Raw genomic sequence first — 23,130 nt, 5'->3', positions numbered from 1 at the left:
TTAAACGACCAGCGTAACGGCCAATGGCAGGAATACCGCCGTGCCGACGCCCATCAAACTCATTGCCAGGGCGGCGAACGCACCGCACTCCTCACTTTCCTGCAACGCCACCGAGGTGCCGACGGCATGCGCGGCCAAACCGAGGGCCATGCCGCGCGCAGCCTGATTCTCCACCCCAAGAAGGGACAGCAGACCAGGGCCAAAAATCGCGCCGATCACCCCGGTAATCAACACGAACACCGCCGCCAGTGGTGCGACGCCACCAATCTGTTCGGCCACCAACATGGCAATCGGCGACGTCACTGATTTGGGCGCCATGGTCATCAAGATCATGTGGTCGGCACCGAACAGCCAGCCCAGCGTCACACCCAGGGATGTCGCCAGTACTCCGCCCACGATTAGCGTAGTAAAAGTCGGCCAGAACAGCTGGCGAATACGTCGCAGGTTCAGATAAAGCGGGACCGCCAGTGCAACCGTCGCAGGCCCCAACAAAATACTGAGGATTTCCGTGCTTTTGCGGTACTCGGCATAGTTCAAACCGCAGCTGACCAGAATGCCGACCACCAGCAACATCGAGATAAGCACCGGCTGCAAAAATATCCAGCGGGTTTTTTCGTATGCGGCCAGCATCAACTGGTACGCCCCCAGCGTAATCGCAATGCCGAACAGCGGATGATGGATCACCGCGTTCCAGGCGCCATTCCAATCCATGTTCATGAGGACTCCCCGCGTCGCGACTGGCGCAGAACCAGCTTCTGCATCAGCCAGCCGACGAACGCCAAGGACAGCAGCAACGACAGCACTAACGATCCGACGATGGCCCAGAAATCGGCGGCAATCTCGGCAGCGTAGACCATCACCCCCACGGCGGGCGGCACCAACAGCAGCGGCAGATAACGCAACAAGCTGCTGGCGGCCAGACTCAATGGCTCACTGACTTCGCCGCGCGTCATCAGAAAAATCAGTAACAACACCAGACCGATGATCGGCCCGGGCAGTATTGGCAAGAACAGGTGATTGAGCGCGGTGCCCACCAATTGGAACAACACCAGCCATGTCAGACCCCGTAGCAACATAAGAAACTCCAGCAAATTCGCGACGCCATTATAGGCACGCTGCGGTAACGGCTGATAAATCAGCATTCGCCAAAGGCATACATCCTTGACCATCCCTAAAGCCCATGCTGATCTTAGGCCTTGGCACGGTGAAAAATCCGACGCCTATAAACACTGAGCGCGACAGCCATACCCACAAAAACCAATGACAACAAGGAGAGTATCTATGCCCTTTGTACCCGTTGCAGAGCTGAAGAACTATGAAGGCAAGGAACTGGGACGTTCCGAGTGGTTCACTATCGACCAAGAGCGCATCAACTTGTTTGCCGAAGCCACCGGCGACTTCCAGTTCATCCACGTCAACCCTGAAAAAGCCGCGAAAACCCCCTTCGGCAGTACCATCGCCCACGGCTTTCTGTCGCTATCGCTGATCCCGAAGTTGATGGAAGACCTGCTGGTAGTGCCCGAAGGGCTGAAAATGGTGATCAACTATGGCCTGGACAGCGTGCGTTTTATCCAACCGGTAAAAGTGAACTCACGGGTTCGGCTCAACGTAACCATGACTCAAGTCACCGAAAAGAAACCAGGCCAATGGCTGCTCAAAGCCACGGCAACGCTGGAAATAGAGGGCCAGGACAAGCCGGCCTTCGTCGCTGAACCCCTGTCGTTGTGCTTCGTGTAAGACCACTAAAAAGCGAAACAGCTGTTACCGGCTGTTTCGTTGCCTCTATAAAGCAACCACATAGCTGCGTCATACTGCCCGCGGCTGTGTGAAAGCGACTGTTCAGGGACGTCTTCAACACGCTTGGATTTTTATCTTCAGGATCGACCATGCGCGCGTTCGCCCCTCTTGCCCCTCTGGCACTCATTCTTTTACTCGCGGCTTGCGGCGAGGGCGAACCACTGTCGCCCCCAGACGCACGTCTGCCCGACGGCGGCCGTTACCGCGGCGATGTCGTCAATGGCCTGCTGCAAGGTAAGGGCCGAGTCGACTATCCCAACGGCAGCTGGTACGCAGGTCAGTTCCAGAAGGGGCTGTGGCAGGGTGCCGGCGAATGGCACGCCAGTAATGGCGACGTCTACCGCGGCCAATTCCAGAACGGTCTGTTTCACGGTTTAGGCACGTTGACCACCAGCACCGGCAATTATGTCGGCGGCTTCAAGCTGGGCCGACGCGAGGGTGAAGGCACGCTCAAAGAGCCAGGCATGGCCTATAGGGGCGAATTCAAGGCTGACCAATACGACGGCCTCGGTCACCTCGAACTTGATGACGGCAGCCAATATCAAGGCCTGTTCGCGCACGGCAAACCCAATGGCGAAGGCCAGCGCAGCGACGCCAGTGGCAATCAATTCAGCGGCAAATTCGTCAACGGTCAACTGGAAGGCAACGGCAGCTTCAACAGCGCCGAGGGTGATCAATACGTCGGCGGTTTCCGCAACAACCAACTGCAAGGCAAAGGCCGCTACGAAAACAGCGACGGCGATGTCTGGATTGGGCAGTTCAAGGACGGCGCGCTCAACGGTAAGGGCGAACTGATCGGTGCAGATGGCAGCCATTATCAGGGTCAGTTCAGCAACTGGCGCTTCAACGGCGAGGGTGTACTGCACCTGGTCGATGGCAGCACCTATCAAGGTCCGTTCGCCGACGACACCTATCAAGGCAAAGGCACCTTGACCCTGGCAGATGGCAGCGTTCAAAGCGGCACCTGGACCAACGGTCTGCGTGTGCGTGACGCGCAAGGCAATCTGTTGCCCGATGCACTTGAGGTCGGCTTGCTCGCCCAAGGCCCCCTGTTGGAAAAAGCCCTGGCCGCAGTGCCCGCCTCCACTCCCGCTGTCGAATTGTACAGCCTGGTCGTGGGTGGTGACGGCAAGCAGAGCGTATTCATGCGCGAAGCAGATTACGTGAACAACCTGCTGGCCACGCGCTTCGGCGCCTACGGGCAGATCAGCCTGGTCAATCATCGCGATCACATGAACGACCGGGCACTGGCGACCCGCGAAAGTATCAGCCGCGCGGTTCAGACCCTGGCGCAACGCAGCGGGCCGGAAGACCTGGTGTTCATCTACCTGACCAGCCACGGCACTCAAGAACATGAACTGGTGCTTGATCAACCACGGATGGAACTGGCCGACCTGCCCGCCGATGAGCTGGCCGTCGTCCTCGCACCGTTAAAAGACCGCGACAAAATTATCGTGATCTCCGCCTGTTATTCCGGTGGTTTCATTCCGGTGCTCAAAGACGAAAAAACCGTAGTGATCACCGCCTCGCGTGCAGACAGGGTGTCTTTTGGCTGCTCGGAAGAGGACGATTTCACTTACTTTGGCGAAGCCATGTTCGCAAAGGCATTGGTTGAAACAGACAACCTGCAACAAGCGTTCAACGACGCCAAATCGTACGTGGCGGCCCGCGAAATAACCGAAAGCTTTGAGGCATCGGAGCCGCAGATCTGGGCGCCCAAAGGGGTTCTTGCGCACTGGCAGCAGTTGCGCAAGAGCCAGGCGCAGAGGGCCCTGAACACATCGTTGAGCAGCAAGGAAGCGAAGACCACGGGCAACCGCTAGACTGCGTTGTAAAAAGGGAGAAACACTATGTACCTGACCCCTCAGCACATCCTGCTTGCCGGAGCCACCGGCCTGACCGGTGAACATTTGCTTGATCGCTTGCTCAGCGAACCGACGGTCAGCCGCGTACTGGCACCGACCCGTAAACCCCTGAACAAGCACCCTCGCCTGGAAAATCCGGTGGGTGAACTCAATGCACTGCTGCCAACGTTAAGCGGGCGGGTCGACATCGCCTTTTGCTGCCTGGGCACCACGATCAAGCAGGCTGGCTCGCAGGAAGCGTTTCGCGCGGTCGATCTGGATATGGTGGTGGCCTTCGGCAAGCGAGCTCGCGAACTCGGAGCGCGGCATCTGGTGGTGATCAGCGCAGTCAATGCCGATCGGCGATCCAGCGTTTTCTACAACAGGATCAAGGGCGAAATGGAATATGCACTCAAAGCTCAGGATTGGCCGCAACTGACCATCGTCCGACCATCACTGTTGCTTGGCGAACGCACCGAACAGCGTCTGGCCGAACAACTGGCAGGCCCATTGGCAAAACTGATTCCCGGCAAATACCGTGGCATAGAAGCCTGCTGCCTGGCCCGAGCGCTTTGGCGCCTGGCGCTGGAAGACCAGGACGGGGTGCGGATCGTCGAAGCAGAAGAGTTGAACAAACTGGGCAAGTGAGCCCGACAGCACGTCAGGTTCAGACGTCTACAAGCCGCCCGTCGCCTGAAACCCCACGCCCAGCACGGTCAGCAGCGACAGCGGTAAAAGCAGGGTGTCGAGCAACGCGCTGGCGGGCAGGTCCACGCCTGGATAGCTCGGTGCCTCGGCACCGAAACGATCCATCTCGCAGCAACCACCCTGTATCGCATACCAATCCAGACGCGCACCCGAATACACAACGGGGGCCCCAGGTTTGGCGGCATCAAGCGTTCGAGCCGTGGCACACCCAGTCAGCTGTAGCACCAACAGGGTCAACAGCAGGCGCTTATTCATCTGCACTCAGGTGATGCTCGCCCCAGCGCGGCAACATGTCTTGAGGGATATTCAGCACATTGAGAATCCGCGCGACAACAAAGTCGATCAGATCATCAATGGTTTGCGGCTGATGATAGAAACCCGGTGACGCCGGCAGAATCACCGCACCCATGTTCGACAGTTTGAGCATGTTCTCCAGATGGATACTGGAAAACGGCGCCTCACGCGGCACCAGAATCAATTGGCGACGCTCCTTCAACGTCACATCCGCCGCACGCTCGATCAGGTTGTTGCAGGCCCCGGTCGCAATCGCCGACAAGGTGCCCGTGGAACAGGGCACCACCACCATCGCGCTGGGCGAACCCGAGCCAGAGGCCACGGGCGACATCCAGTCTTCCTTGCCATACACCCGAATCTGTCCCGCCGCTGCGCCGGTGTACTCGGTCAGAAACGCTTGCATCATCAGGGTTTTCGGCGGCAGCGAGACATCGGTCTCGGTGGCCAACACCAACTGGGCCGCCTTGGAAATCAGGAAGTGCACTTCCCTGTCTTCACGCACCAGACAGTCGAGCAGGCGCAACCCATACTGCGCGCCAGAAGCACCGGTCATCGCCAGGGTGACGCGTTCCGGGCCACTCATTTCAACGCCTCAGCCAACTTGCCGTGCAAGCCGCCGAAGCCGCCGTTACTCATAATGACGACCTGTGTACCCGGTTTAGCCAGGTTTTTCACCTGGGCGATGATCGCCTCAAGGGAGTCGCAAACCACCGAAGGCACCGTGCACAATGCAGCAGTGGCGGCCAGGTCCCAGCCCAGATTGGCCGGCGCGTACCAGATCGCCTGATCAGCCTGACGCACACTTTCCGGCAAGCCGTCGCGGTGCGCACCGAGCTTCATGGAATTGGAGCGCGGCTCGATAATCGCGATCACCGGCGCATCGCCAACGTGTTTGCGCAGGCCATCAAGGGTGGTGGCAATCGCAGTCGGATGATGAGCAAAGTCATCATAGATAGTGATGCCGTTGACCTCCGCGACCTTTTCCATGCGGCGTTTGACGCTTTTGAACAAGCCCAGCGCTTCGATACCTTGCTTCGGCACCACGCCAACATGCCGCGCGGCCGCCAGAGTGGCCAACGCGTTGGCTACGTTATGCTGACCGGTCATGTCCCACTCGACCACGCCCTGAACTACGCCTTCAAAGGTGACTTCGAAACGCGAGCCGTCATCGCTGAGCAGACGCGCCTGCCATTGACCGCCCTCACCGGTGGTTTGTACCGGCGTCCAGCAGCCCATTTGAATCACTCGCAGCAACGCCGGCTCGGTGGTCGGATGGATCACCAGGCCTTCGCTTGGGATAGTTCGCACCAAGTGGTGGAACTGCCGTTCGATGGCTGGCAGATCGGGGAAGATGTCGGCGTGATCGAACTCCAGGTTGTTCAGAATCGCAGTACGCGGACGGTAATGGACAAATTTTGAGCGCTTGTCGAAGAAGGCGCTGTCGTACTCGTCAGCCTCGACGACAAAAAACGGGGTCTCGCCCACACGCGCCGACACGGCAAAATTCTGCGGTACACCGCCGATCAAGAAACCGGGGCTCATGCCAGCATGTTCCAGCACCCAGGCGAGCATGCTGCTGGTCGTCGTCTTGCCATGCGTTCCGGCAACGGCCAATACCCAGCGCCCTTGCAGCACGTGATCGGCCAGCCATTGCGGGCCGGAAACATAAGGCAGGCCTTTGTTCAGCACGTACTCTACCGCCGGGTTGCCTCGCGACAGCGCGTTGCCAATAACCACCAGATCCGGCGCAGGGTCAAGCTGTGCCGCGTCGTAGCCTTGGGTCAACTCAATGCCCTGAGCCTGCAACTGCGTGCTCATCGGCGGGTAGACATTGGCGTCCGAACCGGTGACCCGATGGCCCAACTCTTTGGCGAGTACCGCCAGCGAACCCATGAAAGTACCGCAAATACCGAGAATATGAATATGCATGATCGACCTCGTAAACTATGGGCGCAGGTTAGCGTAGAGGGCGACAAATCACACCTCGAGTTTAAAATCCGGATTTGTTGCTCCCACAGCCGTACAAGGAGCTGACTTGTCTGCGAAACGATCGACCCGCTGTTTGGCCTAACGCGCGATCCCGTGCTTGCGCAATTTCCGGTACAGCGTATTTCGGCTGACCCCCAACTGTTCGGCGGTGTGGGTCATGTGCCAGCGCTGGGCGTCCAGGGCTGACAGCAGGGCGATGCGCTCGGCGTCGTCCAGCGGGTGTTCGCCCATCAGTGCAAGAGCCGGCGCGGATGCGCTTTGCCGAATGGCGAACGGCAATTCATCGAAGCCAATGTGCTGGTCATCGCACAGTGCCGCCAAGGTGCGCAGGACATTGCGCAATTGCCGCAGGTTGCCCGGCCAGGCGAAGTCCAGCAGCGCCTGGCGGGCGTCCGCGTCGAGGATCACGGTCTCGCCGCCCGCCTCTTCTTCCAGAAGAAAATCCAGCAACTGCGATTTGTCGCTGCGCTCGCGCAACGGCGGCAACGCGATCTCCAGGCCGTTCAAACGGTAATAAAGATCTTCGCGAAAGCTGGCATCGGCCACGCGCTCCAGCAAGTTGCGGTGAGTCGCGCTGATGATCCGTACATTTACCGCTTGCGGCTCACCCCCCAAGGGCACCACCAAACGGTCTTCCAGCACCCGCAACAGCCGGGTTTGCAGCGCCAGCGGCATGTCACCGATTTCATCGAGAAACAACGTACCGCCATCGGCCTGTTGCAGCTTGCCGCGCATGCCTTCCTTGCGCGCACCGGTAAAGCTGCCACCGCGATAGCCGAACAGTTCACTTTCGATCAGGCTTTCGGGAATCGCCGCACAATTAAGCGCGATGAACGGTTTATCGCCGCGCACGCTGGCTTGATGCACTGCTTTGGCAAAAGCTTCTTTGCCGGAACCTGTTTCGCCATTAATCAGCAAAGGCACATCGCGTTCGAAAACCCGCAGTGCGCGACGGAAATCATTCTGCAGCGCTGCATCGCCCAGGCAGATCCCACTCAAGCGCGGCGGCGCCCCCGTCGGGCTGACCGGCAACGCTGTCGGCACGCTATGCGGTTGGCTGCGCAGTCGTGCAAATAAGCGTCGGCCTTCGCGGGTACGCAACGGCCAACTGGCACTGGCCTCAACACTGGCACGGCCGAGCAACTCATCCAGTGAGCAATCGAACACGCTCTCGACTGATTGCCCGAGCAAACCACCGCGCCCGAGGCCCAGCAGGTTCAAGGCACTCTGATTGACCGCACTGACCCGCCCCTCATCATCGAACGCCAGCAACCCCTCGCTGAACAAACCGGCGGACTCGACCTGCACGTGAAAACGCAACAGCCACTGATTGTCGAAGTGGCGCAGGAAATAGCAGCTCTCGATCATCTTTGCCGACAAATTGACCAGGGCCATGGTGTGGAACTGGCTTTGCCGGGACACGTCATGGCGTGCAGACGAGACGTCCAGCACCGCCAGCAAGTCGCCATGAGGGTCGAAAACCGGACTGGCCGAGCAGGTCAGCCCGGTGTGGCGTCCGCGAAAATGCTCCTCCTGATGAATGGTCAGGGACTGGCGTTCGACCAGGCAGGTGCCGATGCCGTTAGTGCCTTCACAGGCTTCGCTCCAGTCGGCGCCCAACCAGAGCCCGGCGCGTTCGAATATCTTGCGTTCAGTAGGGGCGGTCACGCAGTTGAGGATCACCCCACGCGCATCAGTCAATAAAATTGCATGCCCGGCACCCGACAACTGCTGGTGCAGGCTGGTCATTTCGCCACCGGCAATGCTCAGCACTTGCTGCATGCGCTCACGGCTTTCCAGCAAACGGTCGTGCTCAAGGACAGTCGGCGCAATGGCCAGTGCGGGGTCGAGATGATAGTCCTCAAGACAACGCAACCAGGACCGCGCAATGGAAGGATCGCTGCCCGGCCCGCGCAACTGCGCTTTGCCTTGGGTGACCGTCAGCACTTGTCGAGCGTGCCGTGTCAGGTGATTGCTGTGCACTTTTTATTATTCTCCTTTTTTGCGGTGCTTTTGCGGAGGTGCAGCCCAGCATCCTCCTCGCGACACGGCATTGCAATGTCGACCAAACCGATGAGTCACGCGCTGTACCGATAGCGGTACAAAGTGTCACATCCTCCGTATCGGATACGCGACAACACTGGCGCTTTGCCCTCACGAAAACCGCCGAAAGCCTTATAAACCGTGCCGTACAGGGCGCTGGCCCGACCTTTGCTCTACGCTTAAGGTAAGCGCTACAGCGCGTCTTCCCCTATAAACACAAAAGTCAGGAGACACTCACCATGCGTTACGCCCATCCCGGTACTGAAGGCTCTATCGTCACCTTCAAAAATCGTTACGGTAACTACATCGGTGGCGAGTTTGTGCCGCCGGTCAAAGGCCAATATTTCGAAAACACGTCGCCGATCACCGGCAAGCTGATCGCTGAATTCCCACGCTCCAGCGCCGAAGATATCGAAAAAGCCCTGGATGCCGCCCATGCCGCTGCCGCTGCATGGGGCGCAACCTCGGTGCAGGCGCGTTCGCTGGTGCTGCTGAAGATCGCCGACCGCATCGAAGCAAACCTGGAGCTGCTGGCCGTCACTGAAACCTGGGACAACGGCAAAGCCGTTCGTGAAACCCTGAATGCCGACATCCCGCTGGCCGCCGATCACTTCCGCTACTTCGCGGGCTGTTTGCGCGCTCAGGAAGGCAGCGCTGCCGAAATCGACGGCAACACCGTGGCTTATCACATCCATGAGCCGCTGGGTGTGGTCGGGCAAATCATCCCGTGGAACTTCCCACTGCTGATGGCGGCCTGGAAACTCGCGCCGGCCTTGGCTGCAGGTAACTGCGTAGTGCTCAAACCTGCCGAACAAACCCCACTGGGTATCAGCGTGCTGATGGAGTTGATCGGTGATCTGCTGCCACCCGGCGTATTGAACGTGGTGCAGGGTTATGGCCGCGAGGCTGGCGAAGCGCTGGCCAGCAGCAAACGCATCGCCAAAATCGCCTTTACCGGCTCGACGCCCGTGGGCTCGCACATCATGAAACTGGCGGCGGAAAACATCATTCCGTCCACCGTGGAGCTGGGTGGCAAGTCGCCGAACATCTTCTTCGAAGACATCATGCAAGCCGAGCCCGAGTTCATCGATAAAGCTGCTGAAGGCTTGGTGCTGGCGTTCTTCAATCAGGGCGAAGTCTGCACCTGCCCGTCGCGGGCACTGGTGCAAGAGTCGATTTACCCGGAGTTCATCAAAGCAGTGATGAAAAAGGTCGGGCAGATCAAACGCGGCGACCCGCTGGACACCGACTGCATGGTCGGCGCTCAGGCGTCGGAGCAGCAATTCGACAAGATTCTCTCGTACCTGGAAATCGCCAAGGGCGAAGGCGCCGAGCTGCTGACTGGAGGCCAGGTGGAAAAGCTCAGCGGCGACCTGTCCACCGGTTACTACATCCAGCCGACCCTGCTCAAAGGCAATAATCAGATGCGGGTGTTCCAGGAAGAAATTTTCGGCCCAGTGGTCAGCATCACCACGTTCAAGGACGAAGCCGAAGCCGTGGCCATCGCCAACGATACCCAGTTCGGTCTGGGCGCTGGCGTATGGACCCGTGACATCAACCGCGCCTACCGAGTCGGCCGTGCCCTCAAGGCTGGCCGCGTGTGGACCAACTGCTACCACCTGTATCCGGCGCACGCGGCATTCGGCGGCTACAAAAAATCCGGCGTCGGCCGCGAAACCCACAAAGTGGCTCTTGAGCACTATCAACAGACAAAAAACCTGTTGGTGAGCTACGACACCAATCCGCTGGGTTTCTTCTAACCCCTTAGCCTCTCGTCAGACCTTCTCCCCGTGCCAGTTGCGGCGTAATCCGCAACTGGCACGGGGGTTGCGTGCGTGCTGTACCCATTACTGAAAGTCCATCAATCGAACAATAAAAATACACGCGAGGACTTATGACTTCTACAACACAGCTCAAACCGACACTCGGGACCCTGCATTTATGGGGCATCGCTGTTGGCCTGGTGATCTCCGGCGAATACTTTGGCTGGAGTTACGGCTGGGGCGCGGCGGGTACGCTGGGTTTCCTGATCACCACGTTGATCGTGGCTACGATGTACACCTGTTTCATCTTCAGCTTCACTGAATTGACCACCGCCATTCCTCACGCGGGCGGCCCCTTTGCCTACAGTCGACGGGCCTTCGGTGAAAAAGCCGGACTGATTGCCGGGATCGCCACGCTGATCGAGTTCGTCTTCGCCCCACCCGCCATTGCCATGGCAATCGGCGCTTACCTGAACGTGCAGTTCCCGGAACTGGACCCGAAACACGCGGCGGTTGGCGCCTATTTCGTGTTCATGACCCTGAATATCCTTGGCGTCAGCATCGCGGCCACCTTTGAACTGGTGGTGACTGTTTTGGCGGTTGCCGAGCTGTTGGTGTTCATGGGCGTGGTTGCGCCGGGCTTCAGCTTCAGTAACTTCGCGCTCAACGGCTGGTCCGGCTCCGACACGTTTACCATTGCGTCTGTGCCCGGTATTTTCGCCGCCATTCCTTTTGCGATCTGGTTTTTCCTCGCCATCGAAGGCGCGGCCATGGCTGCTGAAGAAGCCAAAGACCCGAAACGGACAATCCCCAAGGCCTATGTCAGCGGCATTCTGACCCTGGTGTTCCTGGCCATCGGGGTGATGGTGATGGCAGGCGGCGTGGGCGACTGGCGGCAACTGTCGAACATCAACGATCCGCTGCCGCAGGCGATGAAAGCGGTGGTCGGCACGAACTCCAGCTGGATGCACATGCTGGTGTGGATTGGCCTGTTCGGCCTGGTAGCAAGCTTTCACGGGATCATCCTTGGCTACTCGCGGCAGTTCTTCGCCCTGGCTCGCGCCGGTTACTTGCCCAAAGGCCTGGCCAAACTCTCGCGCTTCCAGACACCGCACCGCGCCATTCTGGCAGGCGGCGTGGTCGGCATTGCCGCAATCTACAGCGACGGCCTGGTCAACCTGCAAGGCATGACCCTGACCGCTGCCATGATCACCATGTCGGTGTTCGGCGCCATCGTGATGTACATCATCAGCATGCTTAGCCTGTTCAAACTGCGCAAAACCGAACCGCTGCTGGAACGCACTTTCCGCGCGCCCGGTTACCCGATCGTGCCCGGCATCGCCCTGCTGCTGGCGCTGGTGTGCCTGGTGGCAATGGCCTGGTTCAACGCGCTTATCGGCTTGATCTTCCTTGGCTTCATGGTTGTAGGCTTCATCTACTTCCAACTGACCGCCAAGCAGCGTTCCGATGCGCCGGCTGATGCGATGCTCACCGGTATATAAGTTGCACCTGTGCCGGGCTTGCGTCCGGCACAGGCCCTATTAAGGTGCAGGCCCGGCGCTTTAGAGTGATCAGGTCCGTAGAACCACAGGAGGACTCCGTCCATGGCTGCTTTTGCCCATACCGTCGGCGCCCAGACCTACCGTTTCGACAGCCTCAAGGACGTCATGGCCAAGGCCAGCCCCGCGCGCTCCGGCGATTTCCTCGCGGGCGTTGCGGCGCTCAATGATGGCGAGCGTGTGGCCGCGCAGATGGCACTGGCCGACATCCCGCTCAAGCACTTCCTTGAAGAAGCCCTGATCCCTTACGAAGACGATGAAGTCACCCGACTGATCATCGACACCCACGATAAACAGGCGTTTGCCGTCGTCAGCCACCTCACGGTCGGCGGCCTGCGCGACTGGCTGCTCAGCGATCACGCCAACGAAGACAGCCTGCGCGCCCTCGCCCCCGGCCTGACCCCGGAAATGGCGGCGGCCGTGTCGAAGATCATGCGCGTGCAGGATCTGGTGCTGGTGGCGCAGAAAATTCGTGTCGTCACCCGTTTTCGCGGGACGATGGGCTTGCGCGGACGTCTGTCGACACGACTGCAACCCAATCACCCCACTGACGAACCGGCCGGGATTGCCGCGAGCATCCTCGACGGGCTGCTGTACGGCAATGGCGATGCCATGATCGGCATCAACCCGGCCACCGACAGCACGTCATCGATCTGCACACTCCTGGAAATGCTCGACGCGATCATCCAGCGCTATGACATCCCGACTCAAGCCTGCGTGCTGACCCATGTCACCACCTCGATCGAAGTGATCAATCGCGGCGTGCCGCTGGATCTGGTGTTCCAGTCCATCGCCGGCACCGAAGCGGCCAACGCCAGTTTCGGCATCAATTTGAATCTACTGCAGGAAGGTTATGAAGCGGGCCTGAGCCTCAACCGCGGGACCCTCGGGCACAACCTGATGTATTTCGAAACAGGCCAAGGCAGCGCCTTGTCGGCCAACGCCCACCACGGCATCGATCAGCAGACCTGCGAAACCCGCGCCTACGCCGTGGCCCGACATTTCAATCCGTTCCTGGTGAACACCGTGGTCGGCTTTATCGGCCCCGAATACCTGTACAACGGCAAACAGATCATCCGTGCCGGTCTTGAAGATCACTTCTGCGGCAAGTTGCTCGGCGTGCCAATGGGCTGTGACATCTGCTACACCAACCATGCAGAAGCCGATCAAGACGACATGGACACCCTGCTAACGTTGCTGGGGGTGGCCGGGATCAACTTCATCATGGGCATCCCCGGCTCCGACGACATCATGCTCAACTACCAGACCACCTCGTTTCACGATGCCCTGTATGCCCGGCAGACCTTGGGCCTGAGGCCCGCCCCGGAATTCGAGGCATGGCTGGCAAACATGGGCATCTTTACCCAGACCGATGGCCGCGTGCGTTTCGGCGACAACCTGCCGCCGGCCTTCCGCCACGCCCTGGCACATTTAGGATGAGTGAGCTGCCCATGGCCGAGCTACCCATAAATGGACTGCCTGAAGAGCAGGCCGCTTTACCCACCGACAGCCAGAACCCGTGGCTGGAGCTACGCCGCCTTACGCCCGCGCGGATCGCCCTAGGGCGCACCGGCACCAGCCTGCCCACCCGTGCGCAGCTGGATTTTCAGTACGCACATGCTCAAGCCCGCGATGCCGTGCACTTGCCATTCGATCACGCAGGGCTCCGCGCCCAAATGGCCGAACGCGGGCGCGACACCCTGCTGCTGCACAGCGCGGCGCTCGACCGTCACAGCTACCTGCAACGCCCTGACCTGGGCCGACGCTTAAACGAAGCCTCCGCTCAACAGCTGCGCGACTATGCCCTGGCCCACCCCGGCGGCGTCGATCTGGCCGTGGTGATCGCCGACGGCCTGTCAGCGCTGGCCGTCCATCGACATGCCCTGCCGTTTCTGGCGCGGATGGAAGAACAGACTTTGTCCGAAGGCTGGTCACTGTCTCCGGTGATTCTGGTAGAGCAGGGCCGAGTGGCGGTGGCCGACGAAATCGGCGAGCTGCTCGGGGCAAAAATGGTAGTGATCCTGATCGGCGAACGCCCTGGGCTCAGCTCGCCGGACAGCCTGGGCCTGTATTTCACCTATGGCCCGAAAGTCGGCCTGACCGATGCCTATCGCAACTGCATTTCCAATGTTCGCCTGGAGGGTTTGAGCTACGGCATGGCCGCTCACCGCCTGCTTTACTTGATGCGTGAAGCCTGTCGACGCCAGCTTTCAGGGGTCAATCTAAAGGATGAAGCCCAACTTCACACCCTGGAATCGGATGCACCACTCCCGGTGAGCAGTAACTTCCTGCTGGCGAAGCCCAAAGACTGACGGTCATTGGATTGCGCTTTCTAAATGCTTTAGGCAGCATCGAAAACGACTGGCTGAGCGACCCGTTCGCTGTCATCCCCCATTGTGAAGTTGAGGCCCAACGTATGCGGATCATTCAAGCCACCCTGGAGCACCTGGACCTGCTGAGCCCTCTATTCGTCAAATACCGCGAATTTTACGGCGAGCTGCCTTTCCCCGACTCCTCCCGCGCCTTTCTGGAAAAGCGTCTGCGTCGCAAAGAGTCGGTGATCTACCTGGCATTGCCTGATGACGACGACAGCAAGCTGCTTGGTTTCTGCCAGCTTTACCCAAGTTTTTCGTCGCTGTCGCTCAAGCGCGTGTGGATTCTCAACGACATCTACGTTGCCGAAGAGGCTCGCCGCCAGTTGGTCGCCGACCATCTGATCAAGAAAGCAAAAAAAATGGCCAAGGAAACCCACGCGGTGCGCATGCGCGTTTCCACCAACAGCAACAATGACGTGGCGCAGAAAGTCTACGAGTCCATTGGATTCAAAGAAGACACGCAGTTCAAGAACTACGTATTGCCGATCAACGAGGATTGACTCAAGCCCATTTGCCGACAGGCAATCGCCCACAGATCCGGCGGGCGATTGCCTACGAACAAACTGATACGGTCTGACCGGTCGGCAGCCGCTCCCCCTCCCCGCTTAAAAAACATTCTATTGACATACTTCGCGACAAACTGATCGGGCATTAGAGGGTTGCCCCCCTATAATGCTGCCCATATCGCCTCAGCATTCCCCTTAGCACACGACCCAGAATCTGGTCATTTACACAGGTGCCGTACATGGACTTCAACCCGATCGACATTATTTTGCATCTCGACGTATACCTCGACATGCTCGTAACCAACTACGGCGTCTGGATCTACGCGATCCTGTTTCTCGTCATCTTCTGCGAGACAGGGTTAGTGGTCATGCCATTCCTGCCCGGTGACTCATTACTGTTCATCGCTGGCGCGGTTGCCGCCGGTGGTGGCATGGACCCGGTCCTGCTCGCTGGCCTGCTGATGCTGGCGGCAATTCTCGGTGACAGCACTAACTACGTGATCGGCCGAACAGCAGGCGAAAAACTGTTCAGCAACCCGAACTCGAAAATTTTCCGGCGCGACTACCTGCAACAAACTCATGACTTCTATGATCGCCATGGCGGCAAAACCGTAACGCTGGCGCGCTTCCTGCCCATTATCCGCACCTTTGCCCCCTTTGTTGCAGGCGTGGCCAAGATGCCCTACCCGCGGTTTTTCGGTTTTAGCGTACTGGGCACTGTCGCCTGGGTTGGCGGGCTGGTCACCCTGGGTTACTTCTTCGGCAACGTACCGTTCATCAAGAAGAACCTGTCGTTGCTCGTAGTCGCTATCATTCTGCTATCACTGATGCCGATGATCATCGGCCTGGTACGTGGCCGTCTGGCCCGTTCAGCTGCTGCGCGCTGATACTTGATGTGGTCGCTTGGCTCATGGCACAGGCAGCGGATACTCGACCAGCATCCGGTCGATCAACAGGTCTGGAATCGCGTCCGGCAACGGCTGGCGATTCTCGACGGGTTAAATGCCGAGGAGGATCAGCGCCTGCGCGAACGCAGCGTGCTGTTCCTTCAGGACAAGCACTTGACCGCCCTGCCCGGCGTAGAACTGGACGACGAGCAACGTCTGTTTCTCGCCGCTCAGGCACAATTGCCGCTGCTCAACCTTGATGAGTTGAACTGGTATCAGGGCTTCCATGAGCTGGTGCTGTACCCGGACGACTTCATCAGCCCGCAACGTCATCGCGACAGCAACGGCGTCGAGCATGAATGGAACGGCAAACACAGCGGCGAGGCCTGGTCCCAGGGGCCGGTAATCCTGGCATGGCCGGGGGTGTTGTCCAGCGGGGGCTGGCACGCCTACAACCTGGTTATCCATGAACTGGCGCATAAACTCGACATGCTCGATGGCGCCGCCAATGGGGTGCCGCCGCTGCACAGCGACATGCGCGGCAGCGACTGGGCCAGCGTCATGCAAACGGCTTATGACGACCTGAACCGACAACTGGAACACCACCCGCACGCCCAACCGACCATCGATCCGTACGCCGCAGAAAACCCCGCAGAATTCTTCGCCGTCACCAGCGAGTACTTCTTCAGCGCACCGAACCTGTTGATCGCAGCCTATCCAGCCGTCTATGAACAGCTAAAAGCCTTCTACCGACAAGACCCCCTGGCACGCCTGCGGCAACTTCGCCATGACCATCCCGCCTACAAGACCCACTACTAAGGTCTAGGGGCCAATCGCCATGCGTGGCAACCGGCTCTGAGTATGCCTATAATCGCCACCACTTTTTGGTCGATTCGACCAAAGCCTGACTGGTCAACTACGGGGGCAACGCCCAATGAGCTACAGCAAGATTCCGGCTGGTAAAGACCTGCCGAACGACATCTACGTCGCGATCGAAATTCCGGCCAACCACGCGCCGATCAAATACGAAATCGACAAAGAAACCGATTGCCTGTTCGTTGACCGTTTCATGGCCACCCCCATGTTCTACCCGGCCAACTACGGTTTCATTCCTAACACCCTGGCTGACGACGGTGACCCCCTCGACGTGCTGGTCGTAACCCCTTACCCGGTTACGCCAGGCTCGGTTATCCGCGCCCGTCCGGTCGGCATCCTGCACATGACAGACGACGGCGGCGGCGATGCCAAAGTCATCGCAGTCCCGCACGACAAACTGTCCCAGCTGTACGTCGACGTCAAAGAATACACCGACCTGCCTCCCCTGCTGCTTGAGCAAATCAAGCACTTCTTCGAGAACTACAAAGATCTCGAAAAAGGCAAATGGGTGAAGATCGAAGGTTGGGGTGATGCAGAAGCAGCCCGCACTGAAATCATGAAGTCGGTTGCTGCCTTCAAAGGTTGATCGACGACGGTTGCTGCGTCAGTAGCACCGTGAAAGAGCCCTGGCTTCTTGATGTGAAGCCAGGGCTTTTTTTCGCCTCGAACTTCTGTTGTTTACCTGTCACGAAACACTGATGGAAACCCCCTACAAAGCACCGCCACGCCTGTAGTACGCGCACTCATTTGGTGATTTGACGCACCGCTCATTTGAACACCTCGTTTATTTAAACAAGCTCGTGACCTCCGTAAACTCGGTGCTTATGAAGACATCAGGTGATCGCTTACGCGCCCTCCTTCGGGAGTGCCATCTCTCAGCCACGGACTTTGCCGCCAATCGCAAAGTGACGCCGCAGCACGTGAACAACTGGTTCAAGCGAGGCATCCCCATGGCCCGACTGGTGGAAGTGGCTGAATTATTGACCGTCAACCCCCAGTGGCTGCGCTCGGGTGATGGGTCCAAACACCCGAGAGAACGCACCGAGAACACCTATAACAACAGCACTTCAGTTGCCATCCGGGCCGACGCCCCCCAGTCCTCCGAAGACGTAAGCGTGCCATTGCTCAAGGAAATCGCATCCACCCTCGGCCCTGGACGAACCGTCGTCGCCGAAGCCCCCGACCAAAAAGTCCGCCTATCACTGCACACCCTGCAAGCCATGAACATCGACCCCAGCAACGCCGTGTGTGCCGCGATCATCGGCAACAGCATGGCCGAGACAATCCAGGACGGCTCGATCATCGGCATAGACCGCGGAACGACACAAGTCATCGACGGCGAAATGTACGCCCTCGAACATGACGGCATGCTCCGCGTGAAATACCTCTATCGCTTGCCCTGCGGCGCCATGCGCCTACGCAGCCATAACAGCGCCGAATACCCGGACGAGTTTTTTAGCGCCGAACAAATCAAGAAACAGAATATTCGGGTCATGGGCTGGGTATTTTGGTGGTCAACATTAAACACCCGTCGACGAACGGCATCGTTTCGGTAATCACGCTAAACAGCGTGTTCACGATTGAGCGAGAAACTACCTCCTCGATCACGCTCCAGGCGCAGAACGAGAATGATCTATCCAAACGCTGGGCATCAGGCACTAACCCAAGTATCCTACGCGCCTCGTTTTAGACGCCCCGAACGATACGTTCGCGTCGCCCCCCATTCAGTCGCCCCCGTTGCGGGTCGCACATTTTGAAGGCGGTTGCGGTTTACCAAAAATAAACCAAAACCGTCCCCGAGAAGCCGGCCACAAGCCGGCTTTTTAATTGTCCGAAATAAACCTGTCCCATCCGAGATTCCACCTGATAGCCTAGCTATTTCGGAGGTTTCAGGCACTCCCTTGCCCGATGGGGTTCAACGCCACTTGACCTCATCCGACGATGAAGTGGGGGACAAAAGGGACGACAGGGGAAATCCAATGGGTAAGCTGAATCCGAGACAAGTCGAAAACCTGACCGAACCCGGCACCTACGGAGATGGTGATGGGCTTCGCTTGGTCGTCAAACCTACCGGGCGTAAATCCTGGCTACTTCGCTTCCAACTGGCGGGCCGCCGCAGGGAGATGGGCTAGGACTCACTCCCTGAAGTGAGTCTCAAGAAAGCCAGGCTTGAAGCCAGCGCCAAACGCAGCCAGTTGAGTGATGGTGTAGATCCTCTAGCCGCTCGCGACATCGAACGCGTGGCTCAACGCGAAGCTCAGAGAGCCATCGAGGCAAAACAGCTGAAGTTCGAGACACTCGCGAAAGAGCGCTGCGAACTCCAGCAACCGCCCGATGTTGGGAATCACAACACCTCGCTCAATGCGGGAAACGGCTTCGTTGCCAACTCCCAAACGCTCGGCCACTTCCTCCTGCGTCAAGCCACTACGTATGCGCTGTTTGGCAATTGCACGGCCCACCACACCCGCCATGTATTTCTGATCAGCCGCTATCACGACCCCTCCCCATCTCGACCTAGATGGTTGGGCATCGCCTCATTGACATGAAGGACATAGCACGATGACAATCAACTTCTAAGGTTGGTTACTCCATTTATGCCCACAGCAAAAAAACAAAGGAGTTTCTCACGCAAGCAATGAAAGGCAGTGAGCAACGGCTTTGCACAGAAAAAGTCGAGCGCAACGGACTCAGATCGAAGCAGCACGGATAAACTGTTAGAGCGGCTGCAAGTGAAGAACGTAGATGAACGCAAGGACAACATCCCTGTGTGCAAGTCGGTGCTGATCAGCACCGAATTTAAACTTTGTGGGATCGTATCAAGCGTAAGTAAAATTTATCCAAACGCACAGATAACGGAACATCAGGAAGCGCTATATCTACCAACTTCCAACATCTGGACCAATATTTGCAATCACTACCATTCTATTAAGTGGTTGCTCCGACCCACACCTAGAATACCAAAATGCTCAAATTTCGAATGGTCTTATCTACGAAAACAAGGCTAACGAGCCCTTTACAGGAACCCTGAATAATACATCTCCCTCGACACAAGAAAACGTAAGTTTTCAGATTATGTTAAACACCTACGACGCAAACATGTCTAACGTCTATGGTGGCGTTTATGGACTCCTTAACCCGCAAGCAATAGATACCAGAAACCTAAGATGTACGACAGGCGTAAAAATAGGCTATCTTGATGGCAATATCACCTGCTTCACCCCGTCCACAACCACAAAGCAATACGAAGAAAATTACACAAAAGGCACGCTTGACGGAACTGTAAAGTTTTATGCCGTCGATGGAGAAACAGTACTTACCGAAGGAATAATAAACAAAGATTTGATTGACGGCGATTTCAATATTTACAGCCCTACTAACAGAAATGTCATCGACGAACATCATTACAACAAAGAATCCCCGGACGGCATCCAGAGGACCCATGACGATAAAACGCGAGCGATAACGTCAGAACAATCTGTCAGCTCAAACATAAGCAATTATATAAAAACATTTACACCAGAAGGAAAACCATTAGGGGAAATTACTGTTGAGCGCGATGGAGTCACCATCAAAAATAAACGATGGGACCCAAAAACCGGAGTATTGATTGACGAGCTCATGAGTAAAAATTGCAATTACGCTGGCCCTAGTAAACACGGGGACAGTAATGGAGCACTCGTTAGCAATGGTATTTATGGCCCTGCGGTTATCAATCGCTTATGAGTGAAATCGTAGCACCTAAAGTTGATACTAAAAAGTGCCTCGGCATGTGGACTGACGCGTACCACAAAGAAGAAGGTGAAGAAGCGATGATCTCAGCTGACCAAATTGGTGAATGGGAACGCTGGTGTAGTGACGGAAAATCACCTAGCGTTCCGCGCTCACAATTAAAGCGCCTCCTGCCTGTGAGGCTATTACCTCAAGGGCTCGCCGTATTTTTTTTCAAAACATCCTCCCCTTGGTGTTCCAGACATAGTGAGTCGGTTGCGCATTCCGCAGTGCCAGCAGCAAAACGACTACAGTTGTAATATGTCTTCACTCTCGGTGTCAGCGATTCATTGAATGTTCAACGACTTGAAATATAAGTGCACGATATCGACAGACGGTATTGAAACAGAAGGGTGCGCAAGAAACAGGTGGTTGTCCATGGCTGTGCATTGATTTCTATGCAGTGCATGATTATAATTTTTGCCCCTTTTTGAGAGAAGGGCCAGGTTTTGTTTTTTTGAGTGAAGGGTGGACAGGCAGTGTCATATTCAGCATCAACGCTTGAATCGCGTTCGTTTCGTCGAGATATTAATGGGTTGCGTGCTTGGGCCGTAATTGCTGTTGTGCTTTATCATTTCGGGATTGTTGGTTTTGGCGGTGGGTTTGTCGGTGTTGATGTGTTTTTTGTTATTTCAGGGTTTTTAATGACTGGGATTATCAGTAGAGGGTTGCAAGGCGGTAATTTCTCCGTGTGGTCCTTCTACTGGGATCGGGGTAAACGGATTGCACCCGCATTGATTGCTGTGTCGGCAGTACTGTTAGTGGTCGGGTGGTTTTGGTTAATGCCCGATGATTATAAAAAACTGGCTCGCCATGTCAGTTGGTCGGTATTGTTTAAGTCGAATCTTGGTTACCTACAAGAAGCTGGGTACTTTGACAGTGCCGCTCGAGAAAAATGGTTATTGCATACGTGGTCGCTATCGATTGAGTGGCAATTTTATCTTATTTTTCCTCTGATAATAGCCGCCGTGTGGAAAGTCATCCCTAAACGGGGTGCATTGGTCGCCACCCATGTAATACTCTTGTTAATGTCTTTTGTGATATGCGTCATTCTCACTCGGCAAGACAGCGCGAAGGCATTTTACCTTTTCCAGTCTCGCGCGTGGGAGTTACTGCTGGGCGGTTTGGTTTTTTTACTTTTTCATCACCGCAGACTCTCCTCCCTGATGTGCAAAATTGCCGAGGGCCTGGGGTTGCTACTGATTTTAGCCTCCATTGTATTGCTCGAGGCCTCTAATGCTTGGCCGGGTATGCAAGCGCTACTTCCAACGCTGGGGGCATCGCTTGTTCTGGTCGCTCAGCGAGATGATTCTATTTGGACGGGGAGCGGGGTCGCCCAATGGCTGGGCACCCGGTCATACTCTATATATCTGTGGCATTGGCCTTTGGTTGTAGGGTTGGCCTATGTTAGTCAATTGCATAGCGCTGTTTGGACCCTGGCTGGGCTGTTGTTGGCACTCCTGATGGGCGAACTGTCTTATCGTTGGATTGAAGTCCCGACGCGCCGTGCGTTGCAGGTGGCGAGGCCGCGCTATGCAGTGAGCTGTCTGTTGTTGGTAGTGCTGTCGGTTTATAGCGTTGGCCAGTGGCTTCGACGTGATGGGGAGCCGAGTCGTTTGCCTCCTGACGTGGCGTCAGTTGAAGCGCAAAAAAACAATCGCAATCCTCGTATAGACGAGTGTTTACATCATGGTATTCCTTGCGTGTATGGTGGCTCTGATATTAAGGCGATTTTGGTTGGGGACAGTCATGCTGATGCAGTAGTCACGGCGGCTGAAGCGGCACTTCCCAGCGTGAAACAAGGTATCTACTTTCAGGCAGCCTCTAGCTGTTTATTCATACCTGAGACCAATTACCCTAACGCTCGAGATCGTGGTGAACCTTGCTCACGTATGATTGATAATATTCATGAGAAGTTGGCAAGTGATATGCTGGGTGCGCCACTTATTGTGATAAATCGAACGTCTATGTATGTGTACGGCCATAACGAGGAGGGTGCAGAGCCACAAGAGCGCAAGACGCAGGTTTTTTGGAATGTGCTGTCGGATGTCGCGACGCCAGAATACTTGGAAGACTTTAGTCGTCATTATATCGATACGGCGTGCTCTCTGGCCAAGGACCGCCCTGTGTACCTAGTGCGACCGATACCGGAAATGCTCGCGAAGGTGCCCACTACAATTGGAAAGGGCTTGATCATGGGGCAGGCACATGATGTGGTAATAAGTCGTGCAGACTATCAGGCTAGAAATGCTTTCGTTTGGAGTATTCAGGATAAGGCTCGCGAGCAGTGCGGTATTAAAATCCTAGACCCACTGCCGTATTTGTGTGACGCAAATTTCTGTTATGGCAGTAAGAATGAAAAGCCACTTTATGTCGATGACAATCATCTGAGTGAGTATGGCAACCGATTGCTGATACCCATGTTTTCTGAAGTGTTTACTCAAGGGGCTGTTGCGGTGAGCGGTGTGCAGAAGGATTAGTTATTTCGATAGGATCATTGTGCGCGCAGTGGATAGGCGACACCGAGTGCCTCACGGGCTAGCTATCTCTCAGCCATTACATAAAAGCCCCTGAATCCATTGATTTAAGGGGCTTTTTATGTTCTGGTGGAAAATTCTGCCTGCGCAATCGCCTTAGCTTAGTTATCAGTTTTTTTATCGAGCTTTCATGATTGGGGCCGTCCTCGAAGGTTTGAGAGCAATGAACTCGACCGGCGTATTA

21 protein-coding genes and 1 pseudogene are annotated in these 23,130 nt (G+C 56.7%); 15 read left to right on the top strand and 7 right to left on the bottom strand.

Going from position 1 to position 23,130, the window contains the following annotated elements:
* Together QN399_RS12320 and QN399_RS12315 are read right to left on the bottom strand one after the other, a co-directional pair.
* The gene (locus QN399_RS12320; protein WP_322182192.1) at positions 1 to 717 is read right to left on the bottom strand and encodes an LrgB family protein; all 717 of its coding nucleotides are present in this window, start codon (positions 715 to 717) and stop codon (positions 1 to 3) included.
* The gene (locus QN399_RS12315; protein WP_219062691.1) at positions 714 to 1,076 is read right to left on the bottom strand and encodes a CidA/LrgA family protein; all 363 of its coding nucleotides are present in this window, start codon (positions 1,074 to 1,076) and stop codon (positions 714 to 716) included. Before QN399_RS12315 ends, QN399_RS12320 begins: the two co-directional genes overlap by 4 nt.
* A gap of 205 nt (positions 1,077 to 1,281) precedes the next feature.
* Here QN399_RS12315 and QN399_RS12310 point away from each other — a divergent pair, with 205 nt between their 5' ends.
* The 3 genes from QN399_RS12310 to QN399_RS12300 all read left to right on the top strand — a co-directional run bounded on the left by QN399_RS12310 (position 1,282) and on the right by QN399_RS12300 (position 4,289).
* A complete protein-coding gene (locus QN399_RS12310) occupies positions 1,282 to 1,737 on the top strand; it encodes a MaoC family dehydratase (RefSeq protein ID WP_322182195.1) in 456 nt (151 codons plus the stop codon).
* A 149-nt stretch (positions 1,738 to 1,886) separates the two neighbouring features.
* A complete protein-coding gene (locus tag QN399_RS12305; RefSeq protein WP_322218121.1) occupies positions 1,887 to 3,620 on the top strand; it encodes a C13 family peptidase in 1,734 nt (577 codons plus the stop codon).
* Positions 3,621 to 3,647: 27 nt separating this feature from the next.
* The gene (locus tag QN399_RS12300; protein ID WP_322182200.1) at positions 3,648 to 4,289 is read left to right on the top strand and encodes an oxidoreductase; all 642 of its coding nucleotides are present in this window, start codon (positions 3,648 to 3,650) and stop codon (positions 4,287 to 4,289) included.
* Between the two features lie 27 nt (positions 4,290 to 4,316).
* Here the strand turns inward: QN399_RS12300 and QN399_RS12295 are convergent, their stop codons facing one another.
* The 4 genes from QN399_RS12295 to QN399_RS12280 form a co-directional block, all read right to left on the bottom strand.
* The gene (locus QN399_RS12295; RefSeq protein ID WP_322182202.1) at positions 4,317 to 4,604 is read right to left on the bottom strand and encodes a YceK/YidQ family lipoprotein; all 288 of its coding nucleotides are present in this window, start codon (positions 4,602 to 4,604) and stop codon (positions 4,317 to 4,319) included.
* Positions 4,597 to 5,226 (bottom strand): flavin prenyltransferase UbiX, encoded by a 630-nt coding sequence (gene ubiX, locus QN399_RS12290; RefSeq protein ID WP_322182205.1) that lies wholly within the window; start codon positions 5,224 to 5,226, stop codon positions 4,597 to 4,599. The genes QN399_RS12295 and ubiX overlap by 8 nt, the downstream gene beginning before the upstream one ends.
* Complete coding sequence (gene mpl, locus QN399_RS12285; RefSeq protein ID WP_322182207.1) at positions 5,223 to 6,572, bottom strand: UDP-N-acetylmuramate:L-alanyl-gamma-D-glutamyl-meso-diaminopimelate ligase; 1,350 nt, start codon at positions 6,570 to 6,572, stop codon at positions 5,223 to 5,225. The genes ubiX and mpl overlap by 4 nt, the downstream gene beginning before the upstream one ends.
* A 138-nt stretch (positions 6,573 to 6,710) precedes the next feature.
* A complete protein-coding gene (locus QN399_RS12280; RefSeq protein ID WP_323565666.1) occupies positions 6,711 to 8,615 on the bottom strand; it encodes a sigma-54-dependent Fis family transcriptional regulator in 1,905 nt (634 codons plus the stop codon).
* A 299-nt stretch (positions 8,616 to 8,914) separates the two neighbouring features.
* On the opposite strand from QN399_RS12280, the gene QN399_RS12275 reads away from it, so the two are divergent.
* The 10 genes and pseudogenes from QN399_RS12275 to QN399_RS12230 form a co-directional block, all read left to right on the top strand.
* Positions 8,915 to 10,435: an aldehyde dehydrogenase family protein gene (locus QN399_RS12275; protein WP_322182211.1), complete on the top strand. Its 1,521-nt coding sequence runs from the start codon at positions 8,915 to 8,917 to the stop codon at positions 10,433 to 10,435.
* A gap of 134 nt (positions 10,436 to 10,569) precedes the next feature.
* Entirely contained in the window at positions 10,570 to 11,940 is a 1,371-nt protein-coding gene (eat, locus tag QN399_RS12270; protein ID WP_322182215.1) for an ethanolamine permease, read from the top strand.
* A gap of 102 nt (positions 11,941 to 12,042) precedes the next feature.
* A complete protein-coding gene (locus tag QN399_RS12265) occupies positions 12,043 to 13,437 on the top strand; it encodes an ethanolamine ammonia-lyase subunit EutB (protein WP_322182218.1) in 1,395 nt (464 codons plus the stop codon).
* Between the two features lie 11 nt (positions 13,438 to 13,448).
* On the top strand, positions 13,449 to 14,309 hold the full coding sequence (eutC, locus tag QN399_RS12260) for an ethanolamine ammonia-lyase subunit EutC (RefSeq protein ID WP_322278459.1): 861 nt from the start codon (positions 13,449 to 13,451) through the stop codon (positions 14,307 to 14,309).
* 104 nt (positions 14,310 to 14,413) lie between these two features.
* The gene (locus QN399_RS12255) at positions 14,414 to 14,872 is read left to right on the top strand and encodes a GNAT family N-acetyltransferase (protein WP_322182886.1); all 459 of its coding nucleotides are present in this window, start codon (positions 14,414 to 14,416) and stop codon (positions 14,870 to 14,872) included.
* Positions 14,873 to 15,117: 245 nt separating this feature from the next.
* A complete protein-coding gene (locus tag QN399_RS12250) occupies positions 15,118 to 15,765 on the top strand; it encodes a DedA family protein (RefSeq protein WP_322182220.1) in 648 nt (215 codons plus the stop codon).
* A gap of 6 nt (positions 15,766 to 15,771) precedes the next feature.
* The gene (locus tag QN399_RS12245; RefSeq protein WP_322182222.1) at positions 15,772 to 16,584 is read left to right on the top strand and encodes a M90 family metallopeptidase; all 813 of its coding nucleotides are present in this window, start codon (positions 15,772 to 15,774) and stop codon (positions 16,582 to 16,584) included.
* A gap of 115 nt (positions 16,585 to 16,699) precedes the next feature.
* Positions 16,700 to 17,227: an inorganic diphosphatase gene (gene ppa / locus QN399_RS12240; RefSeq protein WP_219062705.1), complete on the top strand. Its 528-nt coding sequence runs from the start codon at positions 16,700 to 16,702 to the stop codon at positions 17,225 to 17,227.
* 238 nt (positions 17,228 to 17,465) lie between these two features.
* Positions 17,466 to 18,197: a helix-turn-helix transcriptional regulator gene (locus tag QN399_RS12235; protein ID WP_322218131.1), complete on the top strand. Its 732-nt coding sequence runs from the start codon at positions 17,466 to 17,468 to the stop codon at positions 18,195 to 18,197.
* Positions 18,198 to 18,620: 423 nt separating this feature from the next.
* Positions 18,621 to 18,950, top strand: a pseudogene (locus QN399_RS12230) (Arm DNA-binding domain-containing protein); the annotation flags it as partial.
* Here QN399_RS12230 and QN399_RS12225 read toward each other — a convergent pair.
* Entirely contained in the window at positions 18,858 to 19,136 is a 279-nt protein-coding gene (locus QN399_RS12225) for a helix-turn-helix transcriptional regulator (protein WP_322182888.1), read from the bottom strand. The pseudogene QN399_RS12230 and the gene QN399_RS12225 sit on opposite strands and share 93 nt — an antisense overlap.
* A gap of 601 nt (positions 19,137 to 19,737) precedes the next feature.
* Here QN399_RS12225 and QN399_RS12220 point away from each other — a divergent pair.
* Entirely contained in the window at positions 19,738 to 20,364 is a 627-nt protein-coding gene (locus QN399_RS12220; protein ID WP_323566422.1) for a hypothetical protein, read from the top strand.
* A 524-nt stretch (positions 20,365 to 20,888) separates the two neighbouring features.
* Entirely contained in the window at positions 20,889 to 22,889 is a 2,001-nt protein-coding gene (locus QN399_RS12215) for an acyltransferase family protein (protein ID WP_323566421.1), read from the top strand.
* Positions 22,890 to 23,130 lie beyond the last annotated feature (241 nt).

Origin of the sequence: Pseudomonas sp. 10C3 (assembly GCF_036346185.1) — a bacterium.
In the GTDB taxonomy this organism is placed as follows: Bacteria; Pseudomonadota; Gammaproteobacteria; order Pseudomonadales; family Pseudomonadaceae; genus Aquipseudomonas.
The sequence above is the reverse complement of the archived record's forward strand: the minus strand, read 5'-3'. Positions and strand labels throughout refer to the sequence as shown.

Excerpts from the sequence above, each read along its gene's own strand:
- QN399_RS12305 (WP_322218121.1), top strand. The coding sequence starts at position 1,887 with ATGCGCGCGTTCGCCCCTCTTGCCCCTCTGGCACTCATTCTTTTACTC.
- eat (WP_322182215.1), top strand. The coding sequence starts at position 10,570 with ATGACTTCTACAACACAGCTCAAACCGACACTCGGGACCCTGCATTTA.
- eutC (WP_322278459.1), top strand. The coding sequence starts at position 13,449 with ATGGCCGAGCTACCCATAAATGGACTGCCTGAAGAGCAGGCCGCTTTA.
- QN399_RS12255 (WP_322182886.1), top strand. The coding sequence starts at position 14,414 with ATGCGGATCATTCAAGCCACCCTGGAGCACCTGGACCTGCTGAGCCCT.
- QN399_RS12250 (WP_322182220.1), top strand. The coding sequence starts at position 15,118 with ATGGACTTCAACCCGATCGACATTATTTTGCATCTCGACGTATACCTC.
- QN399_RS12265 (WP_322182218.1), top strand. The coding sequence starts at position 12,043 with ATGGCTGCTTTTGCCCATACCGTCGGCGCCCAGACCTACCGTTTCGAC.
- QN399_RS12315 (WP_219062691.1), bottom strand. The coding sequence starts at position 1,076 with ATGTTGCTACGGGGTCTGACATGGCTGGTGTTGTTCCAATTGGTGGGC.
- QN399_RS12220 (WP_323566422.1), top strand. The coding sequence starts at position 19,738 with ATGTCTAACGTCTATGGTGGCGTTTATGGACTCCTTAACCCGCAAGCA.
- QN399_RS12275 (WP_322182211.1), top strand. The coding sequence starts at position 8,915 with ATGCGTTACGCCCATCCCGGTACTGAAGGCTCTATCGTCACCTTCAAA.
- ubiX (WP_322182205.1), bottom strand. The coding sequence starts at position 5,226 with ATGAGTGGCCCGGAACGCGTCACCCTGGCGATGACCGGTGCTTCTGGC.
- QN399_RS12235 (WP_322218131.1), top strand. The coding sequence starts at position 17,466 with ATGAAGACATCAGGTGATCGCTTACGCGCCCTCCTTCGGGAGTGCCAT.
- QN399_RS12245 (WP_322182222.1), top strand. The coding sequence starts at position 15,772 with ATGTGGTCGCTTGGCTCATGGCACAGGCAGCGGATACTCGACCAGCAT.
- mpl (WP_322182207.1), bottom strand. The coding sequence starts at position 6,572 with ATGCATATTCATATTCTCGGTATTTGCGGTACTTTCATGGGTTCGCTG.
- QN399_RS12300 (WP_322182200.1), top strand. The coding sequence starts at position 3,648 with ATGTACCTGACCCCTCAGCACATCCTGCTTGCCGGAGCCACCGGCCTG.
- QN399_RS12310 (WP_322182195.1), top strand. The coding sequence starts at position 1,282 with ATGCCCTTTGTACCCGTTGCAGAGCTGAAGAACTATGAAGGCAAGGAA.
- QN399_RS12295 (WP_322182202.1), bottom strand. The coding sequence starts at position 4,604 with ATGAATAAGCGCCTGCTGTTGACCCTGTTGGTGCTACAGCTGACTGGG.
- ppa (WP_219062705.1), top strand. The coding sequence starts at position 16,700 with ATGAGCTACAGCAAGATTCCGGCTGGTAAAGACCTGCCGAACGACATC.
- QN399_RS12320 (WP_322182192.1), bottom strand. The coding sequence starts at position 717 with ATGAACATGGATTGGAATGGCGCCTGGAACGCGGTGATCCATCATCCG.